The following is a 14,235-nucleotide window of genomic DNA, read 5'->3' as shown; positions in this document are numbered from 1 at the left end:
ATTTTATTATTCATCACCTTGGATGGGGAACCCAAGGTGATTTTTAAGCTTAGAAAAGGGCTTCTAATCGTAAGAATGTGCTCACATAATGGTTGCGATCTTCACGATGGTCATTAAAGTAATTGAGGTCGCCTTGTACAAAGAACCATTCACGTAAAACAGGCTGACGCCAGGATACAAATGGTCCCCAACTGTTTAAACGTAAATCGTTGTCATTGTAGTAGCCACCTGTATAAATACCATAGTTAAAACGGTTATTTGCAAAGAAGCTATGTTCTCGGAAAAGACGGTTTTCCCATGTCAAATCATCGTCTTGATCATCGGCATAAGTTAAGCTGAACTGGTTTGATAAGATCGGCTGATTTGGACGAGCATGAGTGAGTTCAAGATTAGTACGTAAGTAGTTTTCACTATCTATGCCATAACGATAAATTTGTTCTGCATAAAATTTAAAATCATTACGGAGCTGCCAGTCTCTTGATGCTTTTAAACGGACATAAATATCATCGCCAGAACGGATACCTAAGTCAGCGTCTGTTTCAAAAGGTAGCTTTTTCGAGAAATTTGACCAACGTAATGCGATTGAGCTGTTGTCATCTCGAGTTCGTTTACCATCTAACTTTTTATTTGGATCTTGATTTGGGTTTTGATTGATATTGGCTGGGCTATTATTAAATTCGTCATCTAAAGAGTCATCACCAAATACCACACTTAAACGCTTCTCTAGAGTAGGTAATTTAATCTTACCGCGAATTCTGGGCTTGATTTCATAATTATCATATTCATTCCAATAGTTATCGATCATGACCCGAATGGTGGCTGACGCGGGTTTTTGTGGATCAACTTCACCAAACCAATTATCAATTTTTCCAGATGTACGATCGGCCCAATTACGGATTTTCTTTTGTTTACGGTCAAACCAAGTCTGATCTTCGGTTTGCTCGGTTGGTGGAACAATCGGTTCGTTGGACTGCTCCGGGAAAATCGTTGGGGTTGCATCAATCCATCTTGGAATTTGGTCTAAAAGATTTTCATCTTTATTTTCTTCGGCTTGTGCTCCAGATGACAAACCGTTTACTTGTTGGGTTGAGGAAGAATTTACTTCTGCATGAGCCATACATACTGAACCAAATCCTAAGGTCAAAAGGGCAAAAAGCTGCCGATATGTAATGATGTGAAATGTTTTCATATCTATCTTTATGTTTTGTTGTTATTGTCACTTTTGTAGATTTTTCTAATAAAATCAAGAGGACGACACAAAACTTAAGTAAATTTAACTTTTCTTACATATTTGAAATTAATTAAAAAGTTTAAGCTATTAGCGAGAATTTTTAAGCAAAAAAAATCCCCCAAACTAGGGGGAGTTTTTGATCAAGGAAACTTCAAATTCCGATCATTAAACACATAAAAAACAGAACATTACAGCGCGAATATTCTAAGCCGCAATCATAAACCGATTTTAAACAATTGAATAGTTCTTTTTTTAGAACGCTCTATTGCTAAAATGGTGATAAAACATACGACTCGTTCACACTTTATCGTTAAGCCTATTTATTTTGTGGAATATCGCATGTTTCATCATTACAAACAGCTGCGTCATCTTGCTCGATATTTTCAGCATTTGCCTTGAGTTGTGCTTGTTCTAGTACTTGTAAAAACACTTCACGAGGTTGTGCTCCTGCAAGTGCGATTCTTTGGTCAAATACAAAGAAAGGTACGCCAGTTACATTGAGTTGCTCATGTGCAATTTTTTCATCATGACGAACAAAGTCAGCCAACTCATTTGTATCGAGTACATATTCAACTTCGGCATTATCAAGGCCAATACGAGAAGCAATTTCTTCTACAACTTCGCGTTCGCCAATAGCTAAACCTTCAGTCATATAAGCATGGAAAAAGGCTTCTTTTGCTTCGTTTCCTAAACCTTTACTTTGTGCAAGGTGGATAATACGGTGTGCATTAAAGCTATTGCCTGAGTTGGCTTTTTGCCATTGGAAGTCAATACCTTCAGAAGCAGCCATGGCCGCAATGTTGCGTTCCATTTCTTCCATCTCTTCATAGGTACGGCCATATTTTTTAGCTAAACGCTCAGTATTTGAAGTGTCATGTTTTGCGGGAGCATCAGGATCTAGTTCGAAACTATGCCAGTGAATATCAAGCTCGATACCTGCCTCGGCAGCGACATGTTCAAGGCGTTTTTTGCCGATATAGCAGAAAGGGCATACTACATCAGACCAGACATCAACACGCATGGGAGAATCTCATAAATATAATTTACCCATCATAATAGGGATGATGTACACGGATTTAAAGCATTGAATGGAGAATAGAGTGTTGCGTATTGTGAAATAAATGGCATATAAAGAACTATAAGCTCTATTTTATAACTATAAAGAGCAAAACTATAAGAATGGAAATAGGAGGTGTTTATGCGCCGAGTTTTGATTGCAATTGCAAGTCTGGTTGTTATTACGAGTATTGTTTTTTTTACCTATCAACATATAAAACAGCAGCAAGCCAAAGATAGCAGTCAAATGTTTGATGTGGTAATGACTGAAAAAATGAATCAGCTTTATGATCAGGCCCAAGACTGGACTAAACCTGTACAACTTGATATTCACGATAAACGGCTGGCAGGACACTACAAACAAGTCTCAGAGTTTCTTTTGAGTTATTGGGTCCAAAATGTGAACGCACGTAATGAATATTTAAGAGAATTAAAAGCGGCGAAATGGGATACGTTCTTAAATGTTGACCGTTTAGATCATGATAAAAAACAAAAATATGCTGAAACCGAAAAAATGTTAGCCGATGTTCGCAGAGCTTCAGATAAGTATCAATCCGAATATGAAAAAATTCATAAAACCTTCTTGGCAAAAATTCAGGAACTGTCTGTTGATAAAGAGATGAGACAAATCCTCGAAATAAAATTAGGAGCTCAGCAAAAAGCCGATCAGGACCATGCAATTTTTATGATTGAGCTACAAATTTTAGATAAAGCAGAAGAAATGTTTAAGCTTTTAAAAACTTATCCATGGCAAAAGAAAGATCAGATGATACTTTTCCATGAAAATGCTCAGGTCAAAAAGTTTAATGCACTGTATCAAGACGTTTTAAAACTTAATGCAAAAATTGAAAAAATTAAGAAAAAGAATGTAGCTGCCTTAGAAGGGGAGTTAAAAGAATAGCGACAGGAGGAGCATCACTTTTTAAATATTGGTGCTCTCAGCTTTTCCTTTTGCCAAGAAAGATTGTAATAAACTTTGAGAAGTTTGCAGTTTGTTTAACTGATCGGACACATGCTTAAGTTCTGTTTGCAGTTTTTCTTGAACCACTGGACACAGCGTAAATACCCGTTCATCTAAATCAAAACATGGCAATAAAACATGAATGTCTTTCAGGTTCATACCTGCATCATTTAATATTTTAATTTTCTTAATATTTTCAATATCTTTTTGCGTATAACTTCGATAATTATTGCTGGTTCGATGAGGCTGTATAAGCCCTAAATTTTCATAATACCGCAGCATACGTGGGCTTACTTTCGTGAGCTCGGAAACTTTAGCTAAGTTCATAAAATAGGATTGACCTTAACAGTGGTGTCATAGTTTAGCATGTTTTTATATTTCAAAATGGTACTTGTTCAATGATTAGAAAACTCATTTTATTGGTGATATTCGGATTAATGTCATTTGTTACAAATGCCAAAACCCTTGAATTACAGGAGAAGAACATGCGTCAAATATTTGTGCTTCACGGTTACTCAGCTTCTATTAAAGATCATTGGTTTTTGGACCTAAAACATCAAATAGAAGAGGAAAATACAACTGTTACTTTAATACCATTTCCAGATTCTGAGCATCCGGACGTCGATGCTTGGCAGAAAGTATTAGATGAGCAGATTCCTGCAGTTAATGAAAATACTTATTTTGTTGCCCACAGTTTAGGGGTAATTACCTTGCTACACTTTTTACAAAGACATGATTATCAAAATATTGGAGGAATGATTTTAGTATCCGGATTCTCTGGTCCAATTTCAGACTCTTCACCTCTTAGTCCTTATATAACAAAGAGTAAAGTCGACACCAACTATTTCCGTGACATAAAGAAAAAGCTGGTTTATTTATCTGATAATGATGATTTGGTTCCACCACAACTAACGATTCAATTGGCTAAGGATATTGATGCGCCTTATATTACCGTTCCTAATGGTGGGCACTTTTTAGGTCGGGAAGGTTATACGGAATTTCCGCAATTAGTCAATTCTTTAAAAGAAATGTTAGAAAGTGAATAAAACTTATAAGATAAATCCCACCCTATAAATGGTTATATTTAATTTATAGGGTGATTCTATATATTCAGTTTTCTATGGATAAAAATCCCTGACTATTACATTAAAAATTTTAATTATATTTACCGTTTATCTGAGCATTACTGAATCAAAAATGACTTTGTTGTAGCCTATTTATAGAACATTTTATTTAGTCATCATTTTGAGTTCGCGTAGGGTGACTGATTTTGGGAGCAAGTTATGAACTTTCTAAAACAATCAGCCTTCATTGCTGTATTTGCTTTTATGGGTTTACCAACTGTTCAAGCAGAAGAAGTGGCTACTTTACCTACAATTCGCGTTATGGCCGAATCTGAGCTACGTGAAGAAGTAGGCTTTGTCCCATTTCAAGAAGATAAAAAAGTGCGTCAGGCTCTACAACATCGTGAGTATAAAACTCATAACGATATACAGAATGCTTTTGTCCCTGAAGGTATGACGACAGTAGACTATCAACCTGTCATGGCACAGCCAGACTTGTCTCAGCTTTCTCCATTTTTACGAGAATATATTCTAGCTGTTGCGGGTGGAATCCAATCTTCTGATCCAACCAATGGTATCTTTGTAATGTTAAAAGATTTGAATATTAATCGAAGTAATGTCGATGCTTATCGTGAGGGTACGATGAAAGTAAATTTAGATGATATTTTGAAATTACAGCAGCAAATTCAAGATGGTTTAAAAGGTCGATAAAAAAATCCCCGCATTGAGCGGGGATTTTTTTATCTTGGTGTTAATTAAACACGTTCGATCACTGTTGCGATACCTTGACCAAGGCCGATACACATCGTTGCAAGACCGATTTGAGTATCTTGTTGTTCCATTACGTTTAACAACGTAGTGGTGATACGTGCACCTGAACAACCTAGTGGGTGACCAAGAGCGATTGCACCACCATTTAAGTTCACGATGTCTTGTTTGTCATACAGACCTAAGCCTTTAAGAACAGACAAGCCTTGTGCAGCAAATGCTTCATTTAACTCAACAGTCTGGATATCAGCAATTGATAAGCCAGCACGTTTAAGCGCTTTTTGAGTTGCTGGAACTGGACCATAACCCATGATTGCTGCATCACAACCAGCAACCGCCATAGAGCGGATCACGGCACGTGGTTTTAAACCTAATGCTTGTGCACGTTCAGCAGACATAAGCAACATTGCAGAAGCGCCATCAGAAAGAGCAGAAGATGTTGCTGCTGTTACTGAACCACCTTTAGGGTCAAATACAGGTTTTAATGCTTTGAACGCTTCAAGGTTTGCATCTGGACGAATCACTTCATCGATGTCGCAAAGGATTTTAAAGCCATTTGCATCGTGGCCTTCAATACCAATGATTTCATTTTTGAAACGGCCTTCTTGAGTTGCAGCCCAAGCACGACGGTGAGATTCAACACCGAACGCATCTTGTTCTTCACGGGTAATGCCGTTCATGCGACCTAACATTTCAGCAGTTAAGCCCATCATGTTAGATGCTTTAGCGTAGTGTTTAGATGCTTCAGGGTTAAGGTCGATGCCGTGCATCATACCTACGTGGCCCATGTGCTCTACACCACCAATAATGAAGATATCACCTTGGTTTGTTGCAATTTGTGCAGCCGCAGTGTGGATCGCTTGCATAGAAGAACCACAAAGACGGTTAACTGTTTGACCAGCCACAGTTTTAGGTAAGCCAGCCAATAAACCGATATTACGGCCAATGTTCATACCTTGTTCTAGGGTCTGGTTTACACAGCCCCAAATCAGGTCTTCAACTTCATTTACATCAAACTGGTTACGGGCAACGAGCGCACGTACAAGTTCAGCAGATAAACTGTCGGCACGTACATTACGGAACATACCGTTTTTAGATTTGCCCATGGCAGAACGAACGCCATCAACAATCACAACGTCACGTGGATTTAAAGTAGCCATTCACGTCGCTCCTTAACCGTAGAATTTTTTGTTGTTAGCAGCCATGTCGCGCAACATTTGTGGCGCTTCATAAGCCTTACCTAAGTGGGCATATTTGTCGCAAAGTGCAACGTATTCAGCAACACCTGTTTGGTCGATGTAACGGCATGGACCACCACGGAATGGAGGGAAACCAATACCCATAATCATTGCCATGTCTGCCTCAGACGCAGTCGCTACAATGTTGTCTTCTAAGCAACGAACAGTTTCATTGCAAAGAGCAAGCATCATACGGTCAATAATTTCTTGGTTATCAAATTCGCGTTTTTCGCCAGTTACGAATGGAGCAATTACTTCATACGCTGTTGGATCAACAGTTTTTGCTTTCTTGCCTTTCTTGTCGAGTTCGTATTTGTAGAAACCTACATCATTCTTTTGACCAAGACGCTTCGCTTCGTACATTGCTTCGATCGCGCCTTTGTAGTCTGGCTTCATACGGTCAGGGAAACCTTCAGCCATCACTTCAGCACCATGTACACCTGTATCGATACCTACAACATCGATCAGATAAGCAGGACCCATTGGCCAACCGAACTTAGACATTACATTGTCAATTTGCTGGAAATCTGCGCCGTCTTTTACAAGAAGGTCAAATGCTCCGAAATAAGGGAACAATACACGGTTAACCAAGAATCCTGGGCAGTCATTTACAACGATTGGTGTTTTACCCATTTTTTGAGCAAGCACGACCGTAGTTGCAATTGCTTCTTCAGAAGTTTTCTCACCACGAATAACTTCAACAAGTGGCATCATGTGAACTGGGTTGAAGAAGTGCATACCAACGAAGTTTTCAGGACGTTGTAATGCTTTTGCTAAACGTGTAATTGAAATGGTAGAGGTGTTCGAAGCAATGATCGTGTTTTCACGAACATTTTTCTCAGTTTCAGCAAGTACGATTTCTTTTACTTTTGGATTTTCAGTTACCGCTTCGATCACGATGTCAACTTCTTTAAACTCTTCGTAGCTTAAAGTAGGACGGATGCGAGCAAGTGTTTCACCCATTTGCGCAGGTTTCATTTTCTTGCGTTCAACTTGCTTGGTTAACAAGTTGTTTGCTTCTTTCATACCTAATGCAAGTTGTGGGTTACCAATATCTTTCATGATGATTGGAGTGCCTTTGCTTGCCGCTTGGTAAGCAATACCACCACCCATGATACCTGCACCAAGTACAGCAGCTTGGTTTACAGGATGAGCACCTTTTTCATGTTGCTTAGATGCTTTTTTAACAACTTGGTCATTAATGAATAAACCAATTAATGCTTCAGCTTGAGGAGTTACGGCTGCTTTGGCAAAGCCTTCAGCCTCAGCTTTTAACGCTTCATCACGTGCAAGGCTTGCACCAGCTTGTAATGAATCAAGTAATAATTTTGGAGCAGGGTATTGAGCAGGATTTGCTTTAGCAAGTACCGCACCTTTTGCTGTGTTGAACGCCATCATTTGTTCAAGTGGGTTCAATTTTACAGCTTCAAGTTTTTCTTGGCGTTTTGCTTTCCAGTTTAAACGACCAGAAATCGCTTGCTTAACCAGATCAGTAGCAGCGTCAAGTAATTTGTCCGCAGCAACCACAGCATCTACAGCGCCATCTTTAAGTGCAGCAGCCGGTTTCTTTGGAGTAGCCATTGCCATCCATTCAACTGCATTATCAATACCAATGAGACGGCTTAAACGAACACTACCACCGAAACCAGGGTAAATACCGAGTTTGATTTCTGGTAAACCGACTTGTGCAGCTTCTGACATCACGCGATAGTCACAAACTAAACACATTTCAAAACCACCACCCAAAGCCATGCCGTTAATAGCAGCAACTTTTGGAAGGTCTAAATCTTCAAAGCTATTGAAGATTTCGTGAACAGGCATAAGCCAGTCAACAATCGCTTTTTCGCCTTGTGCAAAGTTTTGACCAAATTCGGTAATATCTGCACCAACAATGAATGTAGATTTGCCCGAGGTAACAACTAAGCCTTTAATATCGTTATTAGCTTTTACAGCCGCGATAGCAGCTTTGAAATCTTCAATTGTTGCACGGTTGAATTTATTGACCGACTCACCTTGTAAGTCAAAGCGGAATTCTGCAATTCCGTCCGCAAGCATTTGGACGGTAATGGCATTGCCAGCGTGGATCATGCCTGATCTCCTTAGTTTTGGAGGATTTCTAAGTTGATGTTATGAAGCGTGTGTACAGCTCCGGTACACATTTATGCTTCGCTAATCTTACGATAACTATATCTAAAAAGAACCCGACAAGTTGTATCAAGCCGTGACGCAAGGGTCATCTTATTTTTAATTGAATTCATACCAATTAAATGCATAAAGAAAATCATAGAGATAGCTGCTGAGTAAAGGCTTTTGTTTTAATTTAAGTTTTTATTTATAAAAAGTATAAATCTTTAATTTTTTATATAAAAAATGAGAATTTTATCCTATTCACTTCTTGTCAAAAAGGTCAATTGTTCTGGGGTAATGTCTAAAAAAGTCGACTACAAAGACACAATTTTCTAATGAATGATCACCATAACAAATTAAGCACTTTTTTTATATTAAGGCCTCTTAATTTTCCGAAATACAATGTTTAATTTTTTACATTCGCTTTTTATAAGTCAATTTTGTTAAAATTTGCGACAATTAAATAAACTTCCGGTTGCTATTACCTTAGAAAATTAAGGTAAGGTTGCCCTAAACTTTGAAAGAGTAGCAATATGATTAAGTGGATCATATTAGCGATTTTTGTGATATCTGCATTGTATATCCAACATCGCGGCAAAGTGCGTCACTCGTTTTATCGTCAATTTTTTGACCATTCAACCTTGCTCGCACCGATTAACTTTTTAATGTACATCTTTTCAAAGGTACCGAATCAACCCTATATCGACACTCAACACTTTAAAGATTTAAAAGTGTTAGATGAAAATTGGGAAATGATTCGAGATGAAGCGAAAGCTTTATATGATCAAGGTGGGATTAAAGCATCAAGTACCTATAACGACTTAGGTTTTAACTCGTTCTTTAAAACAGGATGGAAACGTTTTTACCTCAAGTGGTATGAATCAAGCCATCCTTCTGCTGCTGAGCTTTGCCCAAAAACAACGGCTTTACTCAAAACATTACCAACCATTAAAGCGGCAATGTTTACAGAGCTTGCTCCTGACAGCCGTTTGGTCAGACACCGTGATCCATATGCGGGGTCACTCCGTTATCATTTAGGTCTGATTACTCCGAATGATGACCGTTGTTTCATTGACGTAGATGGTGAAAGATACTCTTGGCGTGATGGTCAAAGTATCGTGTTTGACGAAACTTATATTCACTATGCTGAAAATAAGACCGATCAAAACCGTATCATCTTCTTTGCCGATGTTGAACGTCCAATGAAAGTAAAATGGATGGAACGTTTCAACCATTGGTTTGGTCGTAATGTGATGACTGCGGCAAGTTCACCGAATGAAACTGGTGACCAAACAGGGGGCTTAAATAAAGCCTTTGGTTATGTTTACCAAATTCGTATTAAAGCTAAAGCTTTAAAAGCTAAAAACCGTAAATTGTATTACTTCTTGAAGTGGTTCCTCATGCTTGGAATTTTCTTCCTGATTTTTGTTCGACCATACGTGTTTTAATGAAAGCGCCCGAAAGGGCGTTTTTTTATAGGTATTAAAAACGACAAATTAATTTTGTGACTCATTTCACAGTGCTGGCAATTTGTTACAACTATTAAAAGCCAACAGATAATTTTGATTCTACAATGGCGCGGTTTTTTCGAAGACTTGGTTAGCGGAAGTAGGTTTTACAATGGCTCATGCTCATCACGCAGCTCATGCATATGTTCACCATATCAAAGTGAGAAAAGAAGAAAGTTCTCAAGGTGACTTAAAAACGAAAGCGATGTTAAGCAAAGCTTCTTCGGGAAATAAAAAACTTCATCGATCGGCTTCTAAACGACATAAATCGGAAGATCAAAATATTGATCTACATAAGTTCTCAAGTAAGCTTGAAAGTATGTCTGCAAAGCACAGTAAAGAAAAATGTGCCAAGAATATTCGCATTGCCTTACAAGCTGCGGGTGCAGATGTATCAAAGCATCCTGTAGCTGCATCTGACTGGGGGCACACCTTAGAAAAGAATGGTTATAAGAAAATCAAGCCGGCATTTAATCGTCCTCAAGAAGGGGATATTTATATTATCGAACGTACCAGTGGTCATACTTACGGGCATATTGCAGGTTACACAGGCAATGGCTGGTTCTCTGATTTCCGTCAAAAAACCTATGCGGTCTATAAAGAAAAAGATGTGAAATATAGTTACTATCGCCTCGACTCTTAAGGAAGTACGACACACTTTGTCGGGCTAGTTCCCTATCCCTTTTCAAATTTAGGTTCTGGCACAGTAAAGCACTTGAAAAGTAAAGGTGAAAACATCACATTAGGTATTCAATATTAAGCCATGTATGCCAATAGTGAATCAAAACGCTCGTCCCCATATTGAAAAAATTTTAGCTAATCTGACCCAACTTCCAGGCGTTTATAAGATGCTAGGGAAAGAGGGGGAGTTGTTATATGTTGGTAAAGCTAAAAATCTAAAAAATCGGGTGTCGAGTTATTTTGTTAAAACCATTGAGCATCCGAAAACTCAAGCTTTAGTCGCTCGAATTTATGATATTGAAACGCTAGTTACGCGTTCAGAAACCGAAGCGCTGCTTTTAGAACAAAACTTAATTAAACAACATCGTCCGCCTTATAACATTATGCTGCGTGACGATAAGTCATATGTCTATATCTTTGTATCGGCAGATAAACCTTATCCGCGAATTGCCAGTGGACGTGGCAAAGGTAAGCACCAAATTGGTAAATTCTTTGGGCCTTATCCAAGTGCTTATAGTGCCCGAGATACCTTACTGGTTTTACAAAAGCTTTTTAATGTCCGTCAGTGTGAAAATAGTTACTTTTCACAGCGCAAACGTCCATGTTTGCAATATCAAATCAAACGTTGTTCGGCTCCGTGTGTAGGCTTGGTCTCACCAGAAGATTACAAAGAAGATGTGAATAACAGTATTCGTTTCTTACAAGGTGATACCAAAGAGTTAAACCAGGAACTGATTGCGAAAATGGAGCAGGCAGCGGCAGATCTTGAATTTGAAAAAGCGGTTTTTTATCGAGATCGGTTGTCTTTACTTCGCGAAGTACAAGCACAGCAAGCTGTTTTCAAAGTGAAAGGTGAAGCTGATATTTTGGCAATTGCCTATCAGGCTGGCGTGACATGTGTGCAGATTATGCATGTACGTAACGGACGTATGTTGGGAGGTAAAAGCTATTTCCCTGATATGTTAGGCGATGACCTTGGTCAAATGCTAAGTGACTTCATGGCAAACTTTTACTTTCAGGTTGCCGATGAAGTACCAAGCGAACTGATTGTGAATACTGCCTTACCTGACCGTAAAGAGCTAGAAGAAGCCTTAGCACAGCAGTTTGGAAAGAAAGTCCAGATTAAGAGCAGTGTACGAGAAACACGTGCTGAATGGTTAGAACTTGCCGAAATGAATGTTCAACATGCAATTAAAGGGCAGTTGAGTAACCACTTAGAACTCAATGAGCGTTTCCACCAGCTTGAGCAGGTAGTTGGCCGTCCAATTGATCGGATTGAATGTTTTGATATTAGTCATACCATGGGCGAAGCACCGATCGCATCATGCGTAGTGTTTGACCAAGGTGGAGCACGTAAACGGGACTATCGCCAATTTGCCATTCAAGATATTACTGCGGGTGACGATTATGCAGCAATGCGCCAAGCTTTAACGCGTCGCTATAAAAAGGCAATGTTACCAGATCTGCTTTTAATTGATGGTGGTAAAGGCCAGCTCCATATGGCCATGGAAGTAATGCAAGAGCTTGGGTTAGAAGCTTTTATGGTAGGTGTATCGAAAGGTGAAGGCCGTAAACCGGGGCTTGAAACGCTTCATTTTACCGATGGCACAAAAATCCAGTTACCTGAAGATAGTAAGGCGCTACATTTGATTCAACAGGTGCGTGATGAAGCTCACCGTTTTGCCATTACTAAACACCGCGCTAAACGTGATAAACGCCGTAGCACCTCAGTTTTAGAAGCAATTCCGGGCTTAGGACCTAAACGCCGTCGAGATTTATTAACACATTTTGGTGGGATTCAAGGTGTTTTAAAAGCATCTGAAAAAGAACTGACAGTCGTGCCGGGCTTAGGTGAAGTGATGGCAAGAACGATTTATAAAATTTTGCATGAGTAGTCATATCTTGAGAAGATGAGTGACAAAAGCGCTCGTAAATTAATAGCTGAATGATCATTCACATATTGGTCAAAATGATGAAAGATATTTCTTAATCATGCGCATGATTTAGGGATATGAATGTCATTACTGCAACTATGGGAAGATGTAAAACAAAATGAATGGTTTGATATACCTGCAGGATGGTTACAGGGCCGCACCGTTTTTGGTGGCCTTGTTGCTGGGTTATTAATGCAAAAGGCATGCTCCTATATTCAAGATTCAAATAAAAGATTATTAAGTTGTAGTGTTACTTTTGTAGGCCCTGTACAACAAGGCGCTGCCCGATTGACTATTGAAGTTTTAAGAGAAGGAAAGTCAGTCACTACGCTTGAAGCACGTTTATGGCAAGATGATGCAGTACAAACGATTTTGGTTGCAAGTTTTGGGGCTTCTCGTGCATCGAGTATTGAGGTAAAGCAAGAGCCAGTCGTCCCTGCTTATGTGCCACCTGAAAACTTATCTGTCATTCCTTTTGCGAAACATATGCCTGAATGCTTTCAGCATTTTGAAGTCTGTTGGGCTGAGGGGAATTATCCGGTAACGGGAAGTAAACACCCCGACTTTGGTGGCTGGTCAAGGTTCTCACCAGAGCAGCATGCGAATCGTCAAATGACATTATCTGATTTGATTGTTCTTATGGATATTTGGCCACCGGGTGTTTTGCCTATGTTTAAGCAAGTTGCACCTGCAAGTTCTTTATCATGGCATATTACTTATGTTCATCCAGTTCGGCACCAGTTGTGTGACTGGTTTAAATATAAAGTAACTACTGAATATGCAGCTGAGGGGTACTCCACAGAATATGCATATCTTTGGGATCAAAATAATCATTTAATTGCAATCTTGCGGCAAACTGTTACGGTATTTACCTAAGTAATCTACTTTCTCGATTCACATATTTCGTATAAAGTGGCTGTTACAGATAGATACAATATTGAAGTATGTGTCTTTGTCTGTTAAAAGATGCGTGAAGACTAAATTGGCGGTGTTTATGACCACAGGGCGAATCCTGAATATCCCAAATATCCTAACTTTGGCGCGTATTGCGCTTATTCCTGTATTTTTGGTGATTGCATATTGGCCGCCTGCAATAGGTATTGGTGAGCACGTAGGAAGTATGACACGTCATATTATCTTAACGGCTATTTTCGTGCTGGCTGCCGTAACCGACTGGTTTGATGGCTATTTAGCACGAACTTTAAACCAGACTTCAGCATTCGGCCGTTTCCTAGACCCGGTTGCAGATAAACTTATGGTCGCAGCTGCACTTATTGTTTTAGTGCAGTGGAAACCGACAATTGCGATGGCTTTCGCTGCAATTGTTATTATTTCACGGGAAATTACTGTGTCTGCTTTACGTGAGTGGATGGCAGAACTTGGCGCGCGGACCAGTGTAGCTGTATCAACAGTGGGTAAATATAAAACTGCATTTCAAATGATTGCGATTAGCGTGTTCCTGTTGAATTGGCAGCCTTTAGAAGTATTGGCCTATGCTTTGTTATATACCGCCGTTATTTTGACTTTATGGTCAATGTTTATTTATTTAAAAGCTGCATGGCCATACCTAAAGCAGCCATAAAGTTAAGAAGATGTTCAAAAGCCTTTCCTTGCGAAAGGCTTTTTTATTGGAAAGTGCAAGAATCGGGTCGTCATGGGGTCTTGGC

At 39.2% G+C, this 14,235-nt stretch carries 13 protein-coding genes; 8 read left to right on the top strand and 5 right to left on the bottom strand.

Translation table 11 applies throughout. The features are described from left to right. Positions 1 to 49: 49 nt before the first annotated feature. Entirely contained in the window at positions 50 to 1,189 is a 1,140-nt protein-coding gene (locus NQ782_RS09280; RefSeq protein ID WP_000846676.1) for a hypothetical protein, read from the bottom strand. Positions 1,190 to 1,547: 358 nt separating this feature from the next. Next, complete coding sequence (locus NQ782_RS09275) at positions 1,548 to 2,252, bottom strand: DsbA family oxidoreductase (protein ID WP_001261850.1); 705 nt, start codon at positions 2,250 to 2,252, stop codon at positions 1,548 to 1,550. 177 nt (positions 2,253 to 2,429) lie between these two features. Here NQ782_RS09275 and NQ782_RS09270 point away from each other — a divergent pair, with 177 nt between their 5' ends. Next, positions 2,430 to 3,188, top strand: coding sequence for a hypothetical protein (locus NQ782_RS09270; protein ID WP_001255246.1), 759 nt, complete (start codon positions 2,430 to 2,432; stop codon positions 3,186 to 3,188). A 21-nt stretch (positions 3,189 to 3,209) separates the two neighbouring features. Here the strand turns inward: NQ782_RS09270 and NQ782_RS09265 are convergent, their stop codons facing one another. After that, positions 3,210 to 3,575: a MerR family transcriptional regulator gene (locus NQ782_RS09265; protein WP_001046659.1), complete on the bottom strand. Its 366-nt coding sequence runs from the start codon at positions 3,573 to 3,575 to the stop codon at positions 3,210 to 3,212. Positions 3,576 to 3,646: 71 nt separating this feature from the next. Between NQ782_RS09265 and NQ782_RS09260 the strand changes: the two genes are divergently transcribed. Continuing rightward, complete coding sequence (locus NQ782_RS09260) at positions 3,647 to 4,294, top strand: alpha/beta hydrolase (RefSeq protein WP_086230934.1); 648 nt, start codon at positions 3,647 to 3,649, stop codon at positions 4,292 to 4,294. A 237-nt stretch (positions 4,295 to 4,531) separates the two neighbouring features. After that, the gene (locus NQ782_RS09255; RefSeq protein ID WP_057093760.1) at positions 4,532 to 5,023 is read left to right on the top strand and encodes a hypothetical protein; all 492 of its coding nucleotides are present in this window, start codon (positions 4,532 to 4,534) and stop codon (positions 5,021 to 5,023) included. 44 nt (positions 5,024 to 5,067) lie between these two features. Here the strand turns inward: NQ782_RS09255 and fadA are convergent, their stop codons facing one another. Further along, positions 5,068 to 6,240, bottom strand: a complete 1,173-nt coding sequence (gene fadA / locus NQ782_RS09250; protein WP_057093761.1) for an acetyl-CoA C-acyltransferase FadA — start codon at positions 6,238 to 6,240, stop codon at positions 5,068 to 5,070. Between the two features lie 12 nt (positions 6,241 to 6,252). After that, on the bottom strand, positions 6,253 to 8,406 hold the full coding sequence (fadB, locus tag NQ782_RS09245; RefSeq protein WP_000580938.1) for a fatty acid oxidation complex subunit alpha FadB: 2,154 nt from the start codon (positions 8,404 to 8,406) through the stop codon (positions 6,253 to 6,255). Positions 8,407 to 8,978: 572 nt separating this feature from the next. On the opposite strand from fadB, the gene lpxO reads away from it, so the two are divergent. From lpxO to pgsA, 5 genes are all read left to right on the top strand, one after another. Then, a complete protein-coding gene (lpxO, locus tag NQ782_RS09240; RefSeq protein ID WP_057093295.1) occupies positions 8,979 to 9,893 on the top strand; it encodes a lipid A hydroxylase LpxO in 915 nt (304 codons plus the stop codon). A gap of 172 nt (positions 9,894 to 10,065) precedes the next feature. Beyond that, complete coding sequence (locus NQ782_RS09235) at positions 10,066 to 10,596, top strand: peptidoglycan hydrolase (RefSeq protein ID WP_000929595.1); 531 nt, start codon at positions 10,066 to 10,068, stop codon at positions 10,594 to 10,596. A gap of 133 nt (positions 10,597 to 10,729) precedes the next feature. Beyond that, complete coding sequence (gene uvrC / locus NQ782_RS09230) at positions 10,730 to 12,529, top strand: excinuclease ABC subunit UvrC (RefSeq protein WP_012300759.1); 1,800 nt, start codon at positions 10,730 to 10,732, stop codon at positions 12,527 to 12,529. A 120-nt stretch (positions 12,530 to 12,649) separates the two neighbouring features. Further along, positions 12,650 to 13,444: a thioesterase family protein gene (locus tag NQ782_RS09225; protein ID WP_057093299.1), complete on the top strand. Its 795-nt coding sequence runs from the start codon at positions 12,650 to 12,652 to the stop codon at positions 13,442 to 13,444. Between the two features lie 118 nt (positions 13,445 to 13,562). After that, on the top strand, positions 13,563 to 14,150 hold the full coding sequence (pgsA, locus tag NQ782_RS09220; RefSeq protein WP_000206941.1) for a CDP-diacylglycerol--glycerol-3-phosphate 3-phosphatidyltransferase: 588 nt from the start codon (positions 13,563 to 13,565) through the stop codon (positions 14,148 to 14,150). The last annotated feature ends 85 nt before the right edge of the window (positions 14,151 to 14,235 follow it).

The organism is Acinetobacter sp. BD54, assembly GCF_044778325.1.
Lineage (GTDB): Bacteria > Pseudomonadota > Gammaproteobacteria > Pseudomonadales > Moraxellaceae > Acinetobacter > Acinetobacter baumannii.
This window is presented reverse-complemented; position numbering and strand designations above follow the sequence as displayed.